Source organism: Arthrobacter sp. B1I2 (genome assembly GCF_030816485.1).
Lineage (GTDB): Bacteria > Actinomycetota > Actinomycetes > Actinomycetales > Micrococcaceae > Arthrobacter.
This window is the reverse complement of sequence record NZ_JAUSYC010000001.1, coordinates 2,026,520-2,047,800: the sequence shown is the minus strand read 5'-3', so window position 1 is coordinate 2,047,800 and position 21,281 is coordinate 2,026,520. Positions and strand designations below refer to the sequence as shown.

The window sequence follows — 21,281 nt, the reverse complement described above, 5'->3', positions numbered from 1 at the left end:
CAAACTCGGGAAATCTTGAGCTTTTCTTTCAGCTTTAAAGCAAGTCCGTTTGATGGTCTTACGGAACGAGCAACTGCGGCGAGCCGTCGCAGTGGTGGTCTCAAATTTCATTGGGGGATAAGTGGAAACTGTAAAAGCGAGCCGTTGGACAAAGGGTAGGGCTCTTCTGGCCGGAGGCCTGGTTCTGGGGGTAGGCGCCGCGGCCACTTTGGCTGCATGGACTGATAACGAGTGGGTGTTCGGCGGCTCCGGGAACGGCGACGGCACGGGGCCTAACACTCCCGGCACCGGCGTTTACCGCATGCAGCAGAACACGTGGGCGGGGGATTCCGGCGCCGAGAAGTGGACCGATGAAAAGGATGCCAACGGCGGTGCGCTGACCTTCTCGGTCGATCCCGGAAAACTGGTCCCGGGGAAGACCGTGTACTCGCCTATGCAGCTCCGGACTGTTGCTGGCTCCGAGGCGCTCAATGTTTCCCTCGCAGAGGGTATCCAGTCTGTCCTGGACCAGGGTACGAAAAACAGTCCGGCCCTGTACGCCGCACTCACATATGGCGTGTTCAAGGGTGTAGGTAAGGCTGCGTGCGCGGCCGGGACAGTGAACGGCGGTTCTGTGGTTGTGCCGGCAGGGTCACCCCTGACCGCCGTGTCCCCCACGACTTTTCCCCTGGCTGCAGGCGCTAACGCCAGTACCCCGGGCGATCCGGAAAACCTGTGCTTTGCACTGACTCTTCCGTCCACGGCCAGCGTGGACCTTCAGGGGCTGAACACCGTGCCCGTATGGCGGTTCACCAGCAGTGTCGGTCAGTAAGAACCAGAGTCCACTCTTATCGCGGCTGGTAAAGGCCGGTCAGGAAGCCGGTCTGACGGTCCTGGCAATGGCCGGCGGCTTGTGTCTGCTTGCTGTCCTGGCCGGAGCCGTGCTGAACGTCAGTCTGGTTGTCTTCCGGACCGGGTCGATGTCACCGGGGATCAATCCCGGTGACATCGCCGTCGTACAGGAAGTCCCGGCCGCATCGTTACAGCCAGGTGATGTGGCCACGGTCCAACGTGAGGCATCTGCCCTGCCGGTCACTCACCGCGTTGTTGCAAACGTTACCGATCCGGCGGATCCGCAAAAGGTCCTCCTCACTATGAAAGGTGACGCGAACGAGTCAGAGGACCCGGTCCGCTACAACGTCCCGACCGCCAAGAGACTGTTGTTCTCGGCACCCGCCCTTGGTTACTGGGTCATGCGTCTGCAAACTCCGTGGCTTATGGGAGTCTGCACTCTTGCCATGGCAGCCCTTGTCACCTGGATATTCTGGCCCAGGACGAGCCGGGGTCCGCGCGCGTCCATGCAGGCGGATTCCTGATGATCCCGTTTAAGCTGGCCCTTCGGTGGGCCACGGTCAGCAGTTTCGTGGCCGGGGCCGCCTTATGCCTCGGCCCGCCATCCGCGGCGGCGGCCGCCCCGCCAGATGTTTTTGAACCGATGGTAGAGGTTGTTGAAAACGGCCATCCGGGACTGCTGAGCCTTACGTCATCCGTATCACCTCTTGCAATCGCCTGGCTTAATCCAGGTGACAGTTTCAGCTGGCAGATCGGCCTGCATCTTACTGGTCAATCCGCTGCCAACGGGTTCCTGGAGTTCATCCCGCAGGGTGGGCTGACACAACCGGGCACGGGATACGTCCTCACAGCGCAGCGTTGTGAGACCCAGTGGACAGGGCACAGCGGCCCCGACTCCAATCTGAGCTGCGCTTCCGGCGCGAGGACCCTCATGACCGATGTGGCTCTTGAAGACGAGCCAACGGCCCGTGTCCCTCTTGGAGATGTCATCGCGGGCACAAACGAGCACATACTTTTCACCCTGACCCGGCCTCATGGGAGCAAAACCGCTGACTCCTTCACGTTCGCGCTGGGAGTCACCGTCATGGGCGAGGATCCAACGAATGACAGCGCCCTGCCCGATACAGGGATCGGAAACAGAGGCCTCCTCGCCGCTGCGGCCGCCCTTCTCGGGGCCGGGCTCATCGCTGTGCTTCTCGGCAGAAGGGCAGGCAAAACGTGAGAGCGGCAGCGGGACAACTAAGACGCCGCCTGCTGATCGGTGGAATCCTGGCCGCGTCTTTAGCCGTTACCGGCACAACTCTGACAAACGCGGCCTGGACCGACAACGAGTATGTTCACGCCAACGTTGGAACGGACGGCCGTTGTGAGCAGGACAGCGGAACAACCACGACGGCCGCCGCCCGGCAGCTCTCCGGCACGCTGCTGAACTCGAACCTGGACTCGGTGGCCGCACTCAAAGGGCTCAGCGTCACCAATGACGGCGCCGGTACCAGCACCGCCAGCGCCAATGCCCTACGCATTACTCGAGACACGTTCATGGCACCGTTGGATGCCAGCGCCATCAACACCGACCTCCTTCTGCTCTCACTCCCGCTCGGGCTGCCGGTCGGATCCGCCGACGTCTACAGTCAATGGGGCCAAACGGTGAATAACGGCAACGCCACCGCTGCCAGCGGATTGATCACGGATAGCGGCGGCGCCTTGGGAGTTGGACAGTCCCAGAACCCCACCGATCCCCCAGCCATGGCAACGCTCAACTTGGGGGCAGTTGTACCCACGGCACTGGCCGGCCTAAGCCTCGACGTGGGTGCCGTGTCGAGTATCGCCGAGCTGACCTATTGTGGTGACCTCGGCAACGGCTGGCAGGGCCCACTGCCACAGCCGCTCGTAAACCGCTCCTACCAGGCGTCAGCCCTAAATCTCAACGTTGACATGCCGACATTGGACGCGGCAGTGGCTGGAACAGACACGCTCCTCCAGGGTGTGAACGCCCACCTGCTGGCCGCCACACCGGGGCTGTCCGCAGCCGTCGCGCAGGACCTCATTACCGCAGCCACTCCGCTCCTTGGCGACCTCAACTCCGTAACCCCAGCCGACGTCAAAGCCGAAGTGAAACTTGACCTGTCAAAACTCGATCTGACAGCCGCGAGGGCCCTGCTCACCAGCACCATGACCGACGCTAAAGGTCTCATCAAGATCAACTTCGGCTCCGGCGTTGCCCACATCAACCTCGCTAAGGCCGAGGGCGGGATCAACAGCCTCAACGGCAGGGCCCCGAACACCGAAATTGCCCTGACTCAGGACATCACCAACCAACTGTCCGGCGCGCTGACCCAAGTCCTGGATACCTGGCGGGCCAAGGTCACCGCAGCAGTGCAGCAGGCTATCCGCGCTACCCCGGCCAGTGTCACAGCAACCGTGACCGTCCGAACACTAGGCATTCCCGTTGGCGAGATAAGCCTTGGCCTTGAACCAGTAACCATCGGTCAACTGCTGGACCTGCACTACGGGATATCCGGGACACCCGCTGCCCGGGTGACCACATCACTGAAACTGCTCGGCCTAAACCCACCAACGACTGCCCTAAACACACTGGCCTCGGGGCTGGCCGCCGCCCTGCCCGCCATCACCGGCAAGGCACTGCACAATGGACTCATCCTGGGAGTCGTGGGAACCCTCAACACCGCTGTCCAAGAACAGACCAGCCCGGTAGGACCGGCCCTAGCCAAAGCCCTCGGACAGGTCAACGCCCTGATTTCGATCACGGTCAACGTCCAACCTGACCAGCCCGGCTACCACGGCACAGCAAAGTCCACCCCGCTCAGTGTGACGGCAATACGAATATCAATCGATCCACTGAACACCCTAGACCTCTCGCTCGCCACCTCCTCGATCGCCTACACCGATCCAAAACAACCCTGATACCTGCAAAACGCTCCCTCGAGTGTGCCGTAAACGTTTCGCTGAGGCGTCCAAATCGCTAAGCCACATGATCAGGGCCGTCGTCGAACAAAACTATGCCCACGTCCTGGACCTCGTCAGGAAAGGCCTGCGAAGTTTTCCCCTCGTCAGTCACGCCCTGATGACTTGCAGCAGGATCGGTCACTCGTCTTCCTTCTGGTCGCGCGCGATCGAGCCAGTCGGCCAACAGCGCGGCGAGCAGTTCGGGCCGCTCGTGCATAAGCGCATGGCCGGCGTCGTCGATCACAGCCAGGGTGGCGTGCGGGTAGCGCTCGAGCAATCCGGCCGCGTCGGCGTACCCGGCTACCGAATCGCTCCGTCCCGCCACGATCAAGGTGGGCGCAGGGAACACGGTGGGCCCGACGTCGACCGTCCACCCCGCGAAGATGCGCCCCAGCGCAGCCTCGTCGAAAAGCGCCGCACCCGGCACAACGCGGTCGCGGTACCGGCGGGCCGTCGCCCGTGTGCGCACGACAAAGTAGTCCTCGAACCCCGCCCGCTGTGCAGGTTCGAGTTCGTCGAACGCGTCGGCGTCCTCGTGAACCATGCCGTGGGCAGGCACGCTTCCGGACCGCTCCGCGACGGGGCACACCAACGCCAGACCGAGCACGGTGTCCGGCCGCCGTGCGGCCACTCCACGAGCCAGGTAGGCGCCGTAAGAGTGCCCTGCCAGCATCACCGGTCCTGCGTCCAGGTGATCGATGAATTCGCCGAGCAGCGTCACCACATCGTTGTTGCAGGTAAGGCCGTCGGCTGTCGACCGGCCCATTCCCGGCAGATCCGGATAGATCCGCCGGTATCGCGTGTCCGGAAGGATGGCCTCAATCGCCGCCTCGATCTCGCGGTGATCAACGCCGGCGCCGTGTAACGCAACGAGCGGCACGCCGGCGCCATGCTCGACGTAATGGACCAGGACTTCGTTGATCCGGCACTCCATACCGACACCCTAATCCCTGCCGACGGCGCGAAACCGCGCGGGGAACGGCGCGAAACCGCGCGGGGAACGGCGCGAAACCGCGCGGGGAATAGCCCCACCTCCCGCCCTTTTCCGACAACGCGCCATCACTTCCTGCGAAAGGTGCGTGGCGCCGTCGTAAGACCCCCGGCGACTCTGGTTTTGCCGCTTCTCCCCGGCCTATACTGACCACGCTCCACTTGGCCCAAATACAGCGAAACATCCCACGGTTCGGCGTTTCGACGCCGGCGACAGGCGCAACGCAGGCGCGCACTTTTCCCGAATCGAGACACCGGCCCCTCCGGCGGAATCCGGAAGCTGCCGTGGCCTCCATGAACCCGGCCGCCACCATGCCGGGCATGCTGATGGCGACTTGGAAGATGGATGGTCATGAGACGGTTCCTGGCACTGGTAATTGCTGTTGTACTAACCTGCGCTGTGATGCCCGCACTGAATTCCAGTGCCGCCCGGGCCGCGGCCGGACCCTGCATGGGTGCTCCTGCCGCCGACAGCACCATATACGGGGAGACCCGGCAGTTCGTGGATACCCAGGCCTGGTGGATGCCGGACACTGATCAGGCCAACAACTCCATCACCAATACCGGTCATGCTCACTTGGGGGCATGCATTCCCGAACACGAAACGATCAGTTCGGGCAACCTCACTGTTAATGTGCGGGTGATCCTCCACGACAACCCGGGCACGGCCAACTACGTGGCGATGGTATTCAAAACCTCCGACACGGAAACCACGGTCCAGAAGTGTTACCTGCGGGCCACGGCACCAAACTTCGGCTGCCCCGGCCCCTCCGGCGCAGGCACGGGCGACTTTACGTGCATTGGAACCTGCGAGCGCTGGCTGACGTTCTCGCATCCGATTTCTGCATTCAACCATTCAGGCCTGCAGGATGTCCGTTTTCGCGGGTTCGTCCTGGAGCCGCACGGCAACGAAATGCAGCCCAGCTTCAACTGGCAGGTCAACATCCAAAACGGCAAGTCCGCGTCCGACATCTCAAGGAATGCGTTCCTGCGGGGCAAGGGTTGGTACACCCACGCCCTGTACTGCGAGGCCTCGCTCCGGAGCCTTCCCCTTCCAGACGGTCCGGTATCAGGGATCTGGACTCCCGCCGTGGGCCTGACCACCCACTCCGGCGGATCGCGCCCGGCGACCCACTCATTTATCTCGATCGACCCGGACTTCCACGCCGTTCCGGCCAACCCCGGAAGGGTGCTTTGGGACGCCGCAGGCCCGTTCGGTCCCGAGCCCTTTGGGTCCGCCCCCGTCGCGATCGACACCAGCACCCTGGCCAACGGCGTCCACAAGCTGCACCTCCGAACGTCATGCCGTGACGACAAGCTGGGCTCGACCAACTCCGGGGTCACCGTGATTCCCTTTACCGTGGCCAACTGAGCACCGGGCGCGCCGCCCTTCGACGCTCTTGCCGACCTCTGACGCGCAAATGCATTTTCGACGCCGACGCTCCCCTGCGCGGCCCGAATCTGGCGCGCGCAAAGGAGCCTGCGCCGCGGAAAGGTATTTGCGCGTCGCCGGCACCTCCCGCCAGGAGGCTCCGCCGGCCAGCGCTGGGACTTATGCCGCCTACGGGGGCCAGCCTGCCGCCGTCGTGCTTTCCGCCGCTACAGCCGCGGTTGCCGCCTATGCTTGGGCCGTCTTCTCTGGGGCAGTCGCAGGAGGTGTTTCTCCACCGGCACGGCCCGGAGGTGTGGATTCCAGCATCCGTGCTTTGGCGTCCAGGACATCGCCGATAAACCAGTCGTAAACCAGCACACCGATCACGCCGCCAACCACCGGGCCGACGATGGGAATCCAGAAGTACCAACTGAAGGCCCCGTCCACAGTGCCCGGCAGCGCCGTCTCACCCCATCCGGCGAGCCATGCGAAGAGCCGCGGCCCGAAGTCGCGGGCGGGGTTGATGGCGTAGCCGGCATTCGCGCCAACGGACATGCCGATGGCGGCGACGGCAAGCCCGATCATGAACGGGCCCAGATTCGCCTGCACGGCCGTGTTGCGCATGTCAATGATGGCCACCACGAACATGACCAAGAAGGCCGTGCCCACAATCTGGTCAACCAACGGACCCGTCGGGTTTCCGTTGAAGTAGGGCGCCGGGAAGGTGGCGAAAATGGAGTAGCTGGCCAGTCCATTCGGGTCCGCGCGGCCGGTGCCGACGGCTTTGTTGTAGGCGTCGATGGCGTCGTGGTACAGCAGGTACACCATCGCGGCCCCGGCGAATGCCCCCACCACCTGGGCTGCGATATAGGGGCCCACTTTCCGCCAGGGGAATTTCCGCCGGACGGCGAAGGCCACGGTCACGGCCGGGTTGATGTGGGCGCCGCTGACACCACCGGCAACGTAGACCGCCAGCGTCACCGCCAGGGCCCACCCCCAGGCGATGAGCAGCCAGTCACCCGCGGCCATGAAGATCGTGGTTGATGTGGCGGCCCGGCCGGAACCCGGCAAGGCGGCGACGGCCATGGCCACAACCCCGTCGCCGAAAGAGATCAGCACAAACGTGCCGAGAAATTCCGCAAGAAGCTCACCCCAGGTCCCACCCAGCCGCTTGAGTCCGCTGCCATTGCGGACGGCATTCCTCAGTGGAGTTACATCGCTCATCGCACGTACCTTCTTTGCGATTTTTGCTTGTTGCATGGGTTCATCCGGATGGATTGACAACCCGGATACTTTTATGCTACGCCGAAAGTGTCCCTAGGCAACAGTTGAAGGCAAGATCATGAATGACAACGGCAGTATCGAAAAAACACCGAATGCCAGCGGGCCCGAAGAAACCCCCGAGGAGCCCGACCTGCGCGGGCGCTACGTCGAAGGCAACTTTGGCAGGGCCGGTTCGCAGCGCGGCCGACACACCGAAGACGAGGAGGGCCAGTACATCGGAGGGGACTATGGCGTGGCAGGCAGTGAAGGCGGCCTGCCCGAACCCCTGGGCGACAAGACACTGGGATCCGGGCGCTACATCAAGGCGGACTACGGCGAGGCCGGAGCCACCAAAGGCAGGACGGCCGCATCGGAGACCGGCCGGTACCCGGCGGGTGACTACGGGAAGAGTGGCACTGTGGATCCCACACGGAAACCACGCAGCGAACCCGACACCCATACAGAGCATTGACTCAGCGCGCGAACCCCTGCCACAGCGGCACCACCGGCGGCGGCGCCTACCAAGGTGAGGCGCCGCCGTCGTACGTTCTTCCCTGCGCACCGGCCCCGGCACTTTCGACGCGCACATGCATTCTCGACACGGAAGCTCCCCTGCGCGGCCCACGTCTGGCACGCGCAAGGGAGCCTGCGCCGCGGAAAGGAATCTGCGCGTCGCCGGCACCCTTCGAGCAGCTGGAGGGTCGTCGCGTGCGAGCCGATCAGCGACGTGGTGGACGCCTACCTGAACTTCGACCGGCGCGAGGAAGGCTGGCTGAAGACGGTCCTGACCACCGCCTAACCCCCGCGTGAATGACCGGCGGCCCACCCCTTTTGGTGCGGGCCGCCGTCGGGCGTTCCAGCTGCCTTTCTTGATGTGTCCCCTGGAATTGCAGCACAGTAGAAGGCATGAAAGACCAGGGGAATGAAGACGTCACCGGGACTCTCGAGCTCTCGGGGGCAGTGCTGCACCTGAAGTGGTCGCACGGTGATGTGGTCACGGAAAGGGACGCCAAGGCGCTCATGAGCCGTGCCAAGGTCCTCAGCGCCGGCCGTACCCTCCCGCTGCTGGTGGAAATGACGGGCCTGGCGTGGATCGATCAAAGGGCCCTGAAAGCTCTGGCCGGCCCCTGGCCTCTAACACGCGCAGCAGTGGTGGGCACCTCCCCCGTTGACCAGACCCTGGCCGCCTTCTACACAGGGAGGCATACCCCGGTGCACCCCACACGTTTCTTCACCTCGGTGGACGAGGCCATGAGCTGGCTGATGGAAGAGCCGCCGCTGCCGTAGCCGCCCGGCACGCCCCCGCGCCCGTATCCCGCGCCGCGACGCGCATGTTGGGTTTCGATATGGAAGTTCCTTTGCGCAGGCCATATTCGGGCGCGCAGGGGATTTTGCGGGTCGAGAAAGACTTGTCGCGTCGCCAAGGGTTCTCCACATAGCGGCCCACGCCCCTTTGGACACGGGCCCGCACCAGGCAACGTGGGTTTCATGACCGAATTTCCGCCGCTGCTGTTGTCCCGCGACCGTCACCTGCACGGCCTCAACCCCAACGACCTCACCAAGCGCATTCGGTCCGGCGCCTTGGTCCGCGTCCGGCACGGCGTCTACACCGACGGACCGACGTGGAGGGCCCTCAAACCCTGGGAGCAGTACCGCCTCCGCGTCCAGGCAGCCGCGGAAACGTTCGAAAAACCCACGATTTTCGCCCGCCAGTCATCGGCCAGTGTGTGGGGAATCCCCTTCATCGGCCTTTATCACCCGGTCCAGGCGCTCACATTGAAGAACGACGGCGGCCGGTCGCGTGCCGGAGTCAGGCGCCACTTCGCTGCACGGGCGGATTTGAAGGTGGTCCGGCTGGAGGGCCTCCTGGTCACCGACCGCATCCGAACCGTCCTGGACTTGGCGGCATTCAGTCCCTTTACCGAGGCCGTCGTGCCGCTGGACCATGTGCTTAGGCCGGACCTTGACCGGGGGCTGCCTGCCCTGACCAAGGCCGAGCTTGAGGCGGGGATCGGTTCCATCTACTCGGCTGCTGCGGCGCAGAGAATCCGGGCGGCGCTTGCGTTTGCTGATCCCGCTTCCGGTTCGGCCGGGGAGTCCTGGAGCCGGGCACGGATCCATGCGGCCGGCTTCGAGCCCCCGATCCTCCAGCACCGCTTTTCCGATACCGCGGGGTTGGTGGGTTACACGGACTTCTATTGGAAGGGGTCAAGGGTTGTTGGCGAATTCGACGGCGAGGAGAAATACGTTAAGGCCGAGCTCCTCAAGGGCCGCACCGCATCCCAAACCGTTGTGGAGGAAAAGAACCGCGAAAACCGGATCCGCGCTTTGGGTAACCACGTGGTGCGTTGGGACTGGGTGGAGCTTGCGGCCGCCGGGACGCTGGAACGGAAGCTGGCAGCGGCAGGTGTGGCCCGCCGTCGTACCCGTTCTGCCGTTCTCGACGCGCAAAACCACCTGTGACGCGCGTGCTCCCCGGCGCGGCGGATATCTGCGTGGCGCTCAGGAATCTGCGCGTCGGACGGGAACCTGCGTAGCGCGGCGCCGGACACGGACCAACCGTGCTGCGTTGAAGGTGATCAACACTGTGCCGACGATGACGAAGATGGTGTCGTACCACTGCCCCGCCCGTCAGCAGGCGGTGAATCGAGGGCGCCATCACAAGGACGGCAACGCCGGGGTAGTACCAAGCTCTTAGGGCATCAGCGGCTCAATTTTTCCTTGTTGACGGCCACCGGCGGCGCTATGTTGGAGCTACCCGGGCCTGGCTGGGACGGCCATCGGTTACAGGTCTCGCAGAGGCATGTCATGAGCTACGTCCCTGTCAGCAGGCGCACCATCCGGCTGCACCGTGAATCAGAGCGGTCCACCCGGCGCCTGGTTGCTGCCCTTTCCGCCGGAGCCGTCGTGGCATGGCTGTTGTCTGTGCTGCTATCCGCCGCGGTGTTCGTTGACGGCTATGTCCACGACATCGATCTCGTCGTGCATGACCTATTCCTGGTTGTGGCTTTCGGCGCGATCATTCTGGTCGACTGGCACGGCTTCCTGTGGCTGATCGGACGGCGCACCCTCCGTGAGATCATTCGACTCGACGGTGCAGCAACACCCCTGATCTGGGGCGGCCTCTTCGGCATGCTGGCCACCGGCGTGTTCCTGAGCCCGCACCTGGACAACCCCATGACCGAGGTGAAGCTCGCGGCGGTCCTTGTGCTCAGCCTGAACGGAATCATGCTGATCCCCCTCATGCGGCGGCTCGCGCGGCTGCCTGCCAAGGCCTCGTTCAGGGACCTGACCTCTGGCCAGCGCGTGCATTTGGTGTCCTGCCTGGTGGTCTCACAGCTGTGTTGGTGGACTGCGATCATCATTGGCTTCATAAACGCGCAGTCGTGAGGCAAAGGCATCTAAACCACCCATTCCTGGGGGCCGTCGTCGTACGCGCATCTGCAGTGAGCGACGCGCGAAAGCGCCTGTGACGCGCACATTCCCTTACGCGCCCATATGTACGTAGCGCCAGGGAATCTGCGCCTCGAAAACAAATCTGCGCAGCGCGGGCCGTGGCTCGGGTAGCCTCCCGGGCAGGCGCCCCGGAGGCAGTCCGCTGCGTGGCCGTCCGGCTGGCCAGGACCTTCAGTGCGTCCTGTGACGGCATCGGTACAGCCTACGTAGTCCCAAAGACCCTGTCTTCGCGTTTCTGCAGGCCGTACGCTGTGGTCACCCATCCGTACAGAGGAGACATCCATGCGTACAGCAGAACCAATGACTGAGACCGAACACGTCCACCGTCTTTCCGAAAACCTGCTGAATCAGTTGGCCAAGGGAAAGGAATGGGCCACCCCTGGGGTACAGGCTGCGCTCCAGAAAGCGGTGGCTGGACTGGATACCGGCATTGAGACCGCCTCCCCTCGCCTCCAGACGCTCCTGCGCCGCTTGGCGGATGAACTTGCCGGGGGTGTGGAGACCTATACTCCCCGGGTGCAGGAACGGTTGAGGCGTGCCTCCGGCCAGCCCGTGGCACCTGTTCCGGCTCCGCGGGCGGCGTCCAGGATGTTGTGGTGGATCGGTGCGGTTGTGGCGCTGGCAGCAGGGGCTGCGGTATGGCGCTCCATGCAGGCGTCCAAAGAAGAGCTAGCGCCAGACTCCCGGGAAAGCGGCCGCACAGGTATTGATACCGATCCAGACCTGGCCTCCGGCCGGATGTAGAAGCGAGCGCGCCCGCCTGGGCAAACCCGCCTGGGCGCGCCAACAGGCCGCGCCGGCCGGTAGCCGCCACCGGGCCCGCCGTTAGCGGCCGGGATCCGGTCGGCTCAGCCGGTCTCCTGAGGGGCGGCCTGGGTCACGCTGCGCTGCGTGGCCGCCCAGCTGGCCAGGACCTTCAGCGCGTCCTCTGACGGCGTGCCCGGCTCGGCCGTGTAAATGTTGATCCGCAGCCCGGGATCCGCGGGGAGCTCCAGCGCCTCGTAGGTCAGGTCCAGGTCCCCCACGATCGAGTGGTGGAGCCGTTTGCGGCCGGCGCGGTGGTACTTCACGTCGTGCCGGGCCCAGCGGATGCGGAACTCCTCGCTGCGCGTCGATAGCTCCCCGATGAGGTCCGACAGGTCCTTGTCACACGGGTTCTTCCCTGCAGTGGAGCGAAGCACGGCGACGATATCGTCCGCCGCCCGCTCCCAGTCGGCGAAGAACTCCCGCGCCTTCGGGCTCAGGAACGTGAACCGTGCGCTGTTGGGAGGGGCGCCGCCTTCCGCCATCATCTCCAGGTACAGGGCCCGGCCCAGCTCATTGGCGGCCAGGACATCGCCGCGGTCGTTGCGGACCCAGGCCGGCGCCGCGGTGATCGCATCGATGACGCGCTGCACGCTGGGCCGGACCGTCTGCGGGCTCCGCTTCCGCCGGACCCGCGGAGCAGCCGTGGACGCGCGGGCCAGGTCGAAAAGGTGGGCTGTCTCGGCGTCGTCCAACTGCAAAGCGCGGGCGAGCGCCTCCAGGACGCTGTCCGACGCCCCGGACAGGTTCCCCCGCTCCAGCCGGATGTAGTAATCGATGCTCATCCCGGCCAGCATGGCCACCTCCTCCCGGCGCAGGCCGGTGACGCGCCGGTTGCCGCCGTACGCGGGCAGCCCGGCGTCCTCGGGCGTAAGCCTGGCCCGGCGGGAGGTCAGGAACTTCCGCACGTCGTCGCTGTTGGTCATGGCACCCACGCTACCGGCGCCGCACCCAGCGAAGGAGGGACTGGCAAGCCCTCCCACAAACCTCCGCATCCCAATACCGTGAAAGGCATGGTTATGGAACTCAAACTCAACAACGGCGTCGCAATGCCCGCACTCGGCCTGGGCGTCTTCCAAAGTCCCCCGGAAGAGACGACGGCGGCCGTCCAGACAGCGCTCGAAGTGGGCTACCGGCACATCGACACCGCCGCCGCCTACGGCAATGAGCGGGAGGTGGGCGAAGGCATCCGGCGTTCCGGGCTGGACCGTTCCGACGTGTTCATCGAGACCAAGGTCTGGGTCAGCGACTACGGCTACGACGAGGCGCTGCACGCGTGGGACAAGGCAGTAAGCAAGCTGGGCGTGGAGCAGCTGGACCTGCTCATCCTGCACCAGCCCGCCCCGGACCGGTCCGAAAAGACCATCGCCGCATACAAGGCCCTGGAAACCCTGCTGGCTGACGGACGGGTGCGGGCCATCGGCGTCAGCAACTTTCTGCCGCACCACCTGACGCAACTACTCGAGGAAACGGACGTTGTCCCCGCCGTCAACCAGATCGAACTGCATCCCTACTTCGCCCAGCGGGACGTCCAGGCCGTGGACGCCAAGCACGGCATCCTCACCCAGGCGTGGTCGCCGATCGGCGGCATCACGTTCTACCCGGGCTGGGGCGAGAACCGGAAGAACGTCATGCGCGACCCGGCGATTGCCGCCGTCGCGCAGGCCCATGCCAAGACCCCCGCGCAGGTGATGCTGCGCTGGCACCTGCAGCAGGGCCGCTCCGCCATCCCCAAGTCAACCAACCCGGCACGGATCGCGGAGAACTTCGACGTCTTTGGTTTCGAGCTGTCCGACGCCGAGCTCGCATCCATCGACGCCCTGGATACCGGCGTCCGCAGCGGCCCGGACCCGGATGTTGCCCGCCCCGAGCGGTTTGCCATGGTCATCCCCGAAGCCTAGAAACCGCCTCCGAAAGAGAAGGAACCAGCATGGAATACCGCCCGCTTGGCCGCACCGGGGTGCAGGTCAGCCCCCTCTGCCTTGGCGCGATGATGTTCGGCCCGTGGGGCAACGATGACCGCCCCGACGCCACCCGCATCATCCACCGCGCCCTGGACGCCGGCATCAACTTCATCGACACCGCGGACGTCTACTCCGGCGGGGCCTCGGAGGAGATCGTGGGTGAGGCACTTGCAGGACGGCGCGACGACGTCTTCCTGGCCACCAAGTTCTTCATGCCCATGAACGAGGACGACCCCAACCAGCGCGGCGGCTCCCGGCGCTGGATCTTGCGCGCGGTGGAGGACTCGCTCCGCCGCCTGAAAACCGACCACATCGACCTCTACCAGGTCCACCGGCCCAGCCCCGACACCGATGTGGAGGAGACCCTGGGCGCCCTCACCGACCTGGTCCGCCAGGGCAAGGTGCGCTACATCGGCTCCTCGTCCTATTCCGGATCGCAGATCGTCGAAGCACAGTGGGCGTCCCGGGAGCGGAACCTGGAGCGGTTCCTCACCGAGCAGCCGCCCTACTCGATCCTGACCCGCGGCATCGAAGAGGACGTCCTTCCCACGGTGCAGCGGCACGGGATGGGCACCCTCACCTACAGTCCCCTCGCCGGTGGCTGGCTCTCCGGCCGGTGGCGGAAGGACTCGGCGTCCAGGCCCACCTCGAGTGCCCGGCCCGGTGCCCGGTTCGACATGAGCAAACCCGCCAACCAGCGCAAGCTGGACATCGTGGAGGAGCTCGCCCAGGTGGCCGAATGGTCCGCCGTCACCCTCATCGAACTGGCCATCGCGTTCGTGATCAACCATCCCGGCGTCACCTCGGCCATCGTGGGCCCGCGCACCATGGAGCAGCTCGAGTCCTACCTCCCGGCCGCATCCACCAAGCTGGCACCCGAGGTACTGGACCGCATCGACCAGCTCGTGGCCCCCGGCGTCACCGTCAACCCGGACGACAACAGCTACGGCGCCCACGAACTGACCGCACAAGCACGACGGCGGCACGCAGCTTAGGTGCCGGCCGCATCTGATATTCAACCCCTATGAAAGGAAAACCCATGGCAACGTGGCTCATCACAGGCTGCTCCACCGGACTTGGCCGGGCACTCGCGGAGGCCGTGCTCGCATCCGGGCACAACGCCGTCGTTACCGCCCGGAACGTGGAAACGCTCCAGGACATCACGGTCGGCTTCCCGGACACCGCACTGGCCCTTCCCCTGGACGTGACCGACAAGGCGCAGATCAGCGCGGCGGTCAAGGCGGCGGAGGACAAGTTCGGCAACATCGACGTGCTGGTGAACAACGCCGGCTACGGGTACCGCGCCGCCGTGGAGGAAGCGGACGACGGCGACATCCGGCGGTTGTTCGACACGAACTTTTTCGGCGCGGTGGACATGATCAAGGCAGTGCTGCCGGGCATGCGGGCCAACAAGGCGGGGTCCATCCTGAACATCTCCTCCATCGGCGCGCGGATCACCCCGGCCGGCTCGGGCTACTACGCGGCCACCAAGGCGGCGCTGGAAGGCATGTCCGGGTCACTCCGCAACGAGCTCGAGCCGCTGGGAATCAACGTCACCGCCATCGAACCCGGCGGCTTCCGGACGGACTTTGCGGGCCGCTCGCTCACGCAGTCCGCGACGCCGATCGGAGACTACGCGGACACGGCCGGCAAGCGCCGCAAGGAACACGACACCGCGCACGGCAACCAGCCCGGCGACCCGGACAAGGCCGCCCGGGCGATCATCGCCGTCGTCGAATCCCCCAACCCGCCGGCCCTCCTGCTCCTGGGCTCGGACGCCTTCGGTGCCTTCGGCAAGGTGGCCGAGGCGCAGCGGGCCGAGCTGGACCAGTGGCAGGAGCTGAGCACCAGCACCGACATCACTGACTGACACTTGGCTTGGGCCGCCGCGACGCGCACGTTCATTTTCGATGCCGAAATTCCACCTCGCTACTCATATCCGCGTAGCGCCGGGGAAGGTGCGCGTCACAAATGAGCATGCGCGTCGCGGGCGCTCCGCATACCACTGCCACATCCTGGACCACGAGGACCTCGGCATGATGGGCGTCATCGAAGTGCGCTGAGCGCGGCGCCGTGCGGCACTGAGCCAGGGGACGGCTCAGCCCCAAAATCGAGTAGTAAATACTCATGACATGACGCAGTCCCGGTGCGAGAGTGAATTCCTAACGTTCCATCACTTCGCAAGAGGAACCACCGGTGACGACAAACTCCATCCAGCAGAGTTGGATACCTCAACATGGCCGCAAAACGACGTCGCTCACGTAGCAAAGGTGGCGGCACTATCGGATGTGCCCCCTTCCTGGCCCTCATCGTCATTGCCCTCATCGTTCAATACTGGTGGGTCCTGCTTATTGCCCTAGGCGTGGTTGCAATTACTGTGGGACTCGTCCGCTCCGCGAATGCCCCGGCACGTCCGGCCAGGGTGCCCCCGCCCAAGCCGCAACCCGTCATGCCCCCGCGCCGCCCGGTCGCCAGCGCCGACGATCTCGCAGCCCAGATGCGCGCCCATAAGCAGGCCGGCCGTGTACGGGACATGCAGGAGTGGGACTACGAGTGGATCCGGCTGGCCTACCCGGGGAAGAGCCTCCGGGAAGTGAATGACATCGCGAACGCCCATTTCGCCCGGGGGCGTTCCATCGGTATCAACTGGGGGGACCCGTCCGCCCCGTGAACCAGGCCAACTAAGGGGACGGCAGCGTGGTCAGGCTGAGCTGTGCCCGATGGTGCCGGTAGTGTTTGGGCGCCCACTCCAGGATGTCCCGGCGGCTCATCCACGGCAGGAAGTACGGGTCCCAGCGCGTGGGCATCGTCATGCCACGGCTGAGTGCCCTGCTGTCCGCGTGGCTATACCAGTTGACGATGAGCCGTGTGGTCCGGTCCATCATCCGCAGCGTGCCGGCCGGCTTCAAGACCTGTCCGCCGGCGGCGCTCCCGGCCCAGTTCACCCAGTTGTAGGGACGTGCCCCGGAGTCCAGGAGGCGGCTCCAGTGCCGGGATGCCGACGGCGGAAGGTGCGAGAACAGCCCCATCAGGGGTATGCCCGAGAGTGTGATGTTCTGACCCAGGACCATGTGGAAGAGCAGCTGCCGGTTTGTCCACCGCGTTCCGATCGACGGCAGGTCCAGCTCGTCGCCGCAGGCGCCCACCACGATGTCCCGGAAGTCGGCCGCGATCCACAGCAGGTCCACCTTCACGGGATCACTGTCCAGTACCGTCATTGGAGCCTCCCGTCCATGGGCATCACCAGGTGTTCACATCATAGGTTGGCCGTTTCGTCGGCGCGGCCGTGCTGCAGTCCGGTGGCGAACCCGATGGTCACCGGTACCGGTGCGGGCGTTCCACAGCAGGCTTCTTCAGCCGCGCCCTCAGCGTCGTCCGGGATGCTGGTGGAGCAGACGCCGGTTTCCGGAAGTTCAAGTTCGACGGCGTCCGCGGCTGCGGTGTCTCCGGCGAGGGCTGCGGCGATGGAGCGGACCTGTTCGTAGCCGGTGGCCATGAGGAAGGTGGGCGCCCGGCCGTAGGATTTCATACCGGCAAGATAGAAGTCCTTCTCCGGCTGGGCCAGGATCCTGGCACCGTGCGCCGGGACGGTGCCGCAGCTGTGGAAGTCGGGGTCGATCAGCGGGCCCAAGGCCTTGGGGGCGTCGACGGCCGGATCAAGGTCCAGCCGCAGCTCCGAGAGCATGGCCAGGTCCGGGCGGAACCCGGTGGCCGGGATGATCCTCTCCACGGTCACGCTGCGGCCGTCCGCCGTGTGCACGGTGACGGCGTCGCCCTGCACGTCGATGCTGCTGGTGTGGAAGTTCGTAAGGAGCTGGACAGCCCCGGTGTCGACGGCGGTGCGGAGCCTGGCACCGAGCTGGCCGCGCGCGGGCAGCTGGTCCGCATCCCCGCCACCGTAGGCGCGGGCCGGGGTGGCGGCGCGGATGGCCCAAAGGACTTCGGTTCCCGGGTTGGCGCGGGCCAGGCGGGCCAGGTCCAGGACCATATTGGCGGCGGAGTGGCCCGAACCAATGACCAGGGTCCGGCGGCCCGCGAAGCCGCCGGCGGACACGTCCGGCAGCGGTCCGGTGACCAGTCCCGCGGCACGGGCCTCGGCCTCACCCGGGACAGGCAGCCCGGAGGCTCCCAGCGGCGACGGCGTGGTCCAGGTTCCGGAGGTATCGATCACGGCGCGGGCAAGCAGCTCGGTGACCTTGCCGCCGTCGTGCTCTATGCGCAGGAGGAACGGGGCACTGTCCCGGCCCTGGCTGCTGCCCTTGTCCATGCCCTGCCGGGTAACTGCGACAACCCGGGCCCCCGTCCTGATCCGGTCCTTGAGTTCCGGTGTTGCGGCCAGCGGCTCCAGATAGTCGGACACGATCTGGGCGCCGAAGGGCAGTGCGGTGGGCCGGGGCGCCTCCCAGCCGGTCCGTTCCAGCAGCCGTACGGAAGCGGCGTCAAGGTTGTACTTCCAGGTGGAAAACACGCGGACGTGCCCCCACTCGCGGATGGCGGAGCCCACCGTGGTCCCGGCTTCCAGGACAAGGGGCTCCAGGCCGCGTTCGAGCAGGTGCGCGGCCGCGGCCAGGCCGACGGGCCCGGCACCAATGACGGCCACGGGGAGGGATTCGGGTGCTGCCATGTTGTCCTCGTTTCAGATCTGCGCCGGAATAAGTGAGGCGATCAGGGCTTCGACGCGGGTCTTGATCTCGTCGCGAATGGGCCGGACCGAGTCCACGCCCTTGCCGGCGGGATCCTCCAGGACCCAGTCTTCATAGCGTTTGCCCGGGAAGTAGGGGCATTCGTCGCCGCAGCCCATGGTGATCACCACGTCCGAGTCCTGCACGGCCTCGGTGGTCAGGATCTTGGGGATCTCCGCGGACATGTCGATGCCCACCTCGGCCATGGCCTCGACGGCGGCGGGGTTGACCTTCTCAGCGGGCTGGGATCCGGCGGAGCGGACCTCGATGGCACCCCGGGAGAGGGTAGTCAGGAAGGCGGCCGCCATCTGGGAGCGGCCGGCGTTGTGGACGCAGACGAACAGGACGGAGGGCTTGTGGCTCATGAGAGCACCTTTCGGTCAGCCGCCGGAGCGGAAACAGCGGCGAGGGAGGGGTAGAGGAAGCGGACCAGGACGTACGCGGCGGCACCGCCCAGCAGCTGCGCGAGGATAAAGGCCGGGGCCGACGGCGGTGCGATGCCGGCAAAGGTGTCCGTGAGGGTACGGGCGATGGTCACCGCCGGGTTGGCGAAGCTGGTGGAGCTGGTGAACCAGTAGGCGGCGGTGATGTACCCGCCGACGGCGAACGCCACCCGGTCAGCACGGCCCGAACGGATGGTGCCGAAGATGACCAGCAGCAGCCCTGCCGTGGCGATAACCTCGCCCAGCCAGAGCGCGGGCCCGGTGCGCTGGTGCGTCGAAAACGCCACCGCATCCAGTCCAAACATCAGGTTTGCCGCCACAGTCCCGGCCAGGCCGCCCAGGACCTGCCCGACAATCAGTCCGGCGGCTGTCCGGGTATCGATGATGCCCATCGCCCGTTCCACCAGGGTCACCACTGGATTGAACGACGCCGACACCGGCTGCAGCGCGAGAATCAACACCACCAGCGCGGCACCCGTGGCGAGGCTGTTCTGCAAAAGCTGCAGCCCGGCGTCGTCCGGGGAAAGCCGCGACGCCATCACGCCCGAGCCGACCACCGCCATCACCAGGAACGCGGTGCCAACAAACTCAGCTGCCACCTGCCGGGACAGCACGTTCACTTGGCCTGCCCGCCGATCAGGGCGGCCAGGTTCTGCAGGGCTTCGGTGCGGGCACGGTAGTAGACCCAGACGCCGCGCTTCTCCCGGTCCAGCAATCCCACCTCATGCAGGATCTTCAGGTGGTGGCTGATGGTGGGCTGGGACAACTCGAAGGCGTCGTTCAGGTCGCAGACGCAGGCTTCGCCGCCTTCATGCGAGGCGACCATGGACATCAGCCGCAGCCGGACCGGATCGGCCAGCGCCTTCAGCAGCGGGGCAATCCCTTCCGCTTCCGGCTCCGACAAAGGCTCCCGGGCCAACGGCGCGCAGCACGCCGCCGCCTGGACGGGGGTCAACTCCAAAGACATAGACATAGACACACATAAATATTTACACTCATCTATGTCCTTGGCAACAGCCCGGAATCCAGCTGGCGCAGTCCGCCCCTTGCTGCCCCATGGTGCGCGGCCAATATGATGGCCCCTGTAGTTGTCTGCCACAGATGAAGGGCGCCCCATGATCGAGATCCTTAATCCCGCTGAGGTGGAGCGCGCCCGCGAAACGGGTGCCCTGGTGGCCGACATCCTGCAGTCGATGAAGAGCCGCGCCGCCGTGGGTACCAACCTGCTGGACATCGACCAGTGGACCAAGGAGATGATCACCGGGGCCGGGGCCGAGTCCTGCTACGTGGACTACGCGCCGTCGTTCGGCCGGGGCCCGTTTGGCCACTACATCTGCACGGGCGTCAACGATGCCGTGCTGCACGGACTGCCCCATGACTACGCGCTGGCCGACGGCGACCTGCTTACCCTGGACCTCGCCGTCGTCAAGAACGGGATTGCCGCGGATGCCGCCATCAGCTTCATTGTTGGGGAATCCCGGCCGGCGGAGAGCGTGGCGATGATCGAGACCACCGAGCGGGCGCTTGCTGCAGGAATAGCCGCGGCGGGGCCTTCGGCCAAGATCGGTGACATCTCGTATGCCATCGGCCGGGTCCTCATTGACGCGGGGTACCCCGTCAACACACAGTTCGGCGGCCACGGCATCGGCTCCACCATGCACCAGGACCCGCACGTGCCCAACACCGGCCGGCCCGGCCGCGGCTTCAAGCTGCGGCCCGGCCTGCTGCTGGCGCTGGAGCCGTGGGTTATGGCGGACACGGCGGAGCTGGTGACGGACGACGACGGGTGGACGCTTCGGAGCGCCACCGGCTGCCGGACGGCCCACACGGAGCACACCATCGCCATCACCGAGGACGGCGCCGAAATCCTGACCCTGCCCTCGCGGTAAGCGTTATTCCGTCCCGGCCACTTGGCTGCGGCGTTCCAGCAGCAGCGTGTCCTGCCAGTGCCCGGCCTTGGGTCCGTGGCTCATCCGGGCAATCCGTTCCCTGGTTCCCACCACCCGGAAGCCGAGGCGCTGGTGCAGGACGAGGCTGGCCGTGTTTTCCGGGAAAATGCTGGACTGGATGGTCCAGATCCCTGCTGCCTCCGTGGAGTCGATCAGGGCGTTCAGGAGGAGCCGGCCCACGCCCCGGCCGTGGGTTTCCGGCGCAACATAGATGGAGTGCTCGACGACGCCCCGGTATACCTCCCGGGAGGAAACACGCGTCACGGCCGCCCAGCCCAAAACCCGGCCCGCATCTTCGGCGATGAGGCGGTGCTCAGGCAAGCGGCCGCCGTCGAACACTTCCCAGGTGGGCGGCTCGCTCTCGAAGGTCGCCTCGCCCGTGGCGATGCCGGCGGCATAAATCGCGTGGACGGCGTCCCAGTCGTCGGGACACATGGGGCGGATGGTTACGGGGCTGTCCATGGGTCCCATTATTGTGCGGCGGCCGGCCGCCAGGCCCAGCCGAGGCCGGAGGGGGTGTAAAAAGTCCGTCAAAAAACACCCCGGAAGCCCCCGGTTCG

General features: G+C 65.7%; 25 protein-coding genes. 16 read left to right on the top strand and 9 right to left on the bottom strand.

What is annotated here, in order from left to right:
• Window positions 1-121: 121 nt before the first annotated feature.
• The 4 genes from QFZ57_RS09545 to QFZ57_RS09530 are packed head-to-tail and all read left to right on the top strand — an operon-like array spanning window position 122 to window position 3,756.
• Window positions 122-811 (top strand): SipW-dependent-type signal peptide-containing protein, encoded by a 690-nt coding sequence (locus tag QFZ57_RS09545; protein WP_306899793.1) that lies wholly within the window; start codon window positions 122-124, stop codon window positions 809-811.
• Window positions 798-1,355, top strand: coding sequence for a signal peptidase I (locus QFZ57_RS09540; protein WP_306899791.1), 558 nt, complete (start codon window positions 798-800; stop codon window positions 1,353-1,355). The genes QFZ57_RS09545 and QFZ57_RS09540 overlap by 14 nt, the downstream gene beginning before the upstream one ends.
• On the top strand, window positions 1,355-2,053 hold the full coding sequence (locus tag QFZ57_RS09535; RefSeq protein WP_306899789.1) for a hypothetical protein: 699 nt from the start codon (window positions 1,355-1,357) through the stop codon (window positions 2,051-2,053). Before QFZ57_RS09540 ends, QFZ57_RS09535 begins: the two co-directional genes overlap by 1 nt.
• On the top strand, window positions 2,050-3,756 hold the full coding sequence (locus QFZ57_RS09530; RefSeq protein WP_306899787.1) for a choice-of-anchor G family protein: 1,707 nt from the start codon (window positions 2,050-2,052) through the stop codon (window positions 3,754-3,756). Before QFZ57_RS09535 ends, QFZ57_RS09530 begins: the two co-directional genes overlap by 4 nt.
• A 58-nt stretch (window positions 3,757-3,814) precedes the next feature.
• On the opposite strand, the gene QFZ57_RS09525 is transcribed toward QFZ57_RS09530, so the two are convergent.
• Window positions 3,815-4,732: an alpha/beta fold hydrolase gene (locus QFZ57_RS09525; protein ID WP_306899785.1), complete on the bottom strand. Its 918-nt coding sequence runs from the start codon at window positions 4,730-4,732 to the stop codon at window positions 3,815-3,817.
• A 459-nt stretch (window positions 4,733-5,191) separates the two neighbouring features.
• On the opposite strand from QFZ57_RS09525, the gene QFZ57_RS09520 reads away from it, so the two are divergent.
• Complete coding sequence (locus QFZ57_RS09520) at window positions 5,192-6,160, top strand: hypothetical protein (RefSeq protein ID WP_306899783.1); 969 nt, start codon at window positions 5,192-5,194, stop codon at window positions 6,158-6,160.
• A 246-nt stretch (window positions 6,161-6,406) separates the two neighbouring features.
• Here the strand turns inward: QFZ57_RS09520 and QFZ57_RS09515 are convergent, their stop codons facing one another.
• The gene (locus QFZ57_RS09515) at window positions 6,407-7,384 is read right to left on the bottom strand and encodes an MIP/aquaporin family protein (protein ID WP_306899781.1); all 978 of its coding nucleotides are present in this window, start codon (window positions 7,382-7,384) and stop codon (window positions 6,407-6,409) included.
• Between the two features lie 118 nt (window positions 7,385-7,502).
• On the opposite strand from QFZ57_RS09515, the gene QFZ57_RS09510 reads away from it, so the two are divergent.
• The 5 genes from QFZ57_RS09510 to QFZ57_RS09490 all read left to right on the top strand — a co-directional run bounded on the left by QFZ57_RS09510 (window position 7,503) and on the right by QFZ57_RS09490 (window position 11,623).
• Window positions 7,503-7,895, top strand: a complete 393-nt coding sequence (locus QFZ57_RS09510; RefSeq protein WP_306630190.1) for a hypothetical protein — start codon at window positions 7,503-7,505, stop codon at window positions 7,893-7,895.
• 434 nt (window positions 7,896-8,329) lie between these two features.
• Window positions 8,330-8,710, top strand: coding sequence for a DUF7793 family protein (locus QFZ57_RS09505; RefSeq protein ID WP_306630189.1), 381 nt, complete (start codon window positions 8,330-8,332; stop codon window positions 8,708-8,710).
• 201 nt (window positions 8,711-8,911) lie between these two features.
• Window positions 8,912-9,886 (top strand): hypothetical protein, encoded by a 975-nt coding sequence (locus tag QFZ57_RS09500; protein ID WP_306630188.1) that lies wholly within the window; start codon window positions 8,912-8,914, stop codon window positions 9,884-9,886.
• 345 nt (window positions 9,887-10,231) lie between these two features.
• On the top strand, window positions 10,232-10,813 hold the full coding sequence (locus QFZ57_RS09495) for a hypothetical protein (protein WP_306630187.1): 582 nt from the start codon (window positions 10,232-10,234) through the stop codon (window positions 10,811-10,813).
• Window positions 10,814-11,179: 366 nt separating this feature from the next.
• Window positions 11,180-11,623 (top strand): hypothetical protein, encoded by a 444-nt coding sequence (locus QFZ57_RS09490; protein ID WP_306899776.1) that lies wholly within the window; start codon window positions 11,180-11,182, stop codon window positions 11,621-11,623.
• A 104-nt stretch (window positions 11,624-11,727) separates the two neighbouring features.
• Here QFZ57_RS09490 and QFZ57_RS09485 read toward each other — a convergent pair whose 3' ends face one another.
• Window positions 11,728-12,609, bottom strand: a complete 882-nt coding sequence (locus tag QFZ57_RS09485) for a helix-turn-helix transcriptional regulator (RefSeq protein ID WP_306899774.1) — start codon at window positions 12,607-12,609, stop codon at window positions 11,728-11,730.
• Window positions 12,610-12,702: 93 nt separating this feature from the next.
• Between QFZ57_RS09485 and QFZ57_RS09480 the strand changes: the two genes are divergently transcribed.
• The 5 genes from QFZ57_RS09480 (at window position 12,703) to QFZ57_RS09460 (ending at window position 16,318) form a co-directional block, all read left to right on the top strand.
• On the top strand, window positions 12,703-13,584 hold the full coding sequence (locus tag QFZ57_RS09480; RefSeq protein WP_306899772.1) for an aldo/keto reductase: 882 nt from the start codon (window positions 12,703-12,705) through the stop codon (window positions 13,582-13,584).
• Window positions 13,585-13,613: 29 nt separating this feature from the next.
• Entirely contained in the window at window positions 13,614-14,642 is a 1,029-nt protein-coding gene (locus QFZ57_RS09475; RefSeq protein ID WP_306899770.1) for an aldo/keto reductase, read from the top strand.
• 44 nt (window positions 14,643-14,686) lie between these two features.
• Entirely contained in the window at window positions 14,687-15,517 is an 831-nt protein-coding gene (locus QFZ57_RS09470) for an oxidoreductase (protein ID WP_306899768.1), read from the top strand.
• 40 nt (window positions 15,518-15,557) lie between these two features.
• Window positions 15,558-15,710, top strand: a complete 153-nt coding sequence (locus QFZ57_RS09465; protein WP_373461227.1) for a multicopper oxidase domain-containing protein — start codon at window positions 15,558-15,560, stop codon at window positions 15,708-15,710.
• Between the two features lie 173 nt (window positions 15,711-15,883).
• Complete coding sequence (locus QFZ57_RS09460; protein ID WP_306899765.1) at window positions 15,884-16,318, top strand: hypothetical protein; 435 nt, start codon at window positions 15,884-15,886, stop codon at window positions 16,316-16,318.
• A gap of 10 nt (window positions 16,319-16,328) precedes the next feature.
• On the opposite strand, the gene QFZ57_RS09455 is transcribed toward QFZ57_RS09460, so the two are convergent.
• Genes QFZ57_RS09455 through QFZ57_RS09435 form a run of 5 tightly spaced genes read right to left on the bottom strand, consistent with a single transcriptional unit; the run spans window position 16,329 to window position 19,739 of the window.
• The gene (locus QFZ57_RS09455; protein WP_306899763.1) at window positions 16,329-16,865 is read right to left on the bottom strand and encodes a DinB family protein; all 537 of its coding nucleotides are present in this window, start codon (window positions 16,863-16,865) and stop codon (window positions 16,329-16,331) included.
• A gap of 38 nt (window positions 16,866-16,903) precedes the next feature.
• On the bottom strand, window positions 16,904-18,271 hold the full coding sequence (locus QFZ57_RS09450; RefSeq protein WP_306899761.1) for an NAD(P)-binding domain-containing protein: 1,368 nt from the start codon (window positions 18,269-18,271) through the stop codon (window positions 16,904-16,906).
• A gap of 12 nt (window positions 18,272-18,283) precedes the next feature.
• Window positions 18,284-18,694, bottom strand: a complete 411-nt coding sequence (locus tag QFZ57_RS09445) for an arsenate reductase ArsC (RefSeq protein ID WP_306630177.1) — start codon at window positions 18,692-18,694, stop codon at window positions 18,284-18,286.
• The gene (locus QFZ57_RS09440; protein WP_373461302.1) at window positions 18,691-19,335 is read right to left on the bottom strand and encodes an aquaporin; all 645 of its coding nucleotides are present in this window, start codon (window positions 19,333-19,335) and stop codon (window positions 18,691-18,693) included. Before QFZ57_RS09440 ends, QFZ57_RS09445 begins: the two co-directional genes overlap by 4 nt.
• Before the next feature lie 53 nt (window positions 19,336-19,388).
• On the bottom strand, window positions 19,389-19,739 hold the full coding sequence (locus QFZ57_RS09435) for an ArsR/SmtB family transcription factor (RefSeq protein ID WP_306632474.1): 351 nt from the start codon (window positions 19,737-19,739) through the stop codon (window positions 19,389-19,391).
• Window positions 19,740-19,887: 148 nt separating this feature from the next.
• On the opposite strand from QFZ57_RS09435, the gene map reads away from it, so the two are divergent.
• Window positions 19,888-20,661, top strand: a complete 774-nt coding sequence (map, locus tag QFZ57_RS09430) for a type I methionyl aminopeptidase (RefSeq protein ID WP_306899756.1) — start codon at window positions 19,888-19,890, stop codon at window positions 20,659-20,661.
• Between the two features lie 3 nt (window positions 20,662-20,664).
• Here the strand turns inward: map and QFZ57_RS09425 are convergent, their stop codons facing one another.
• On the bottom strand, window positions 20,665-21,183 hold the full coding sequence (locus QFZ57_RS09425; RefSeq protein ID WP_306899754.1) for a GNAT family N-acetyltransferase: 519 nt from the start codon (window positions 21,181-21,183) through the stop codon (window positions 20,665-20,667).
• Between the last annotated feature and the right edge of the window lie 98 nt (window positions 21,184-21,281).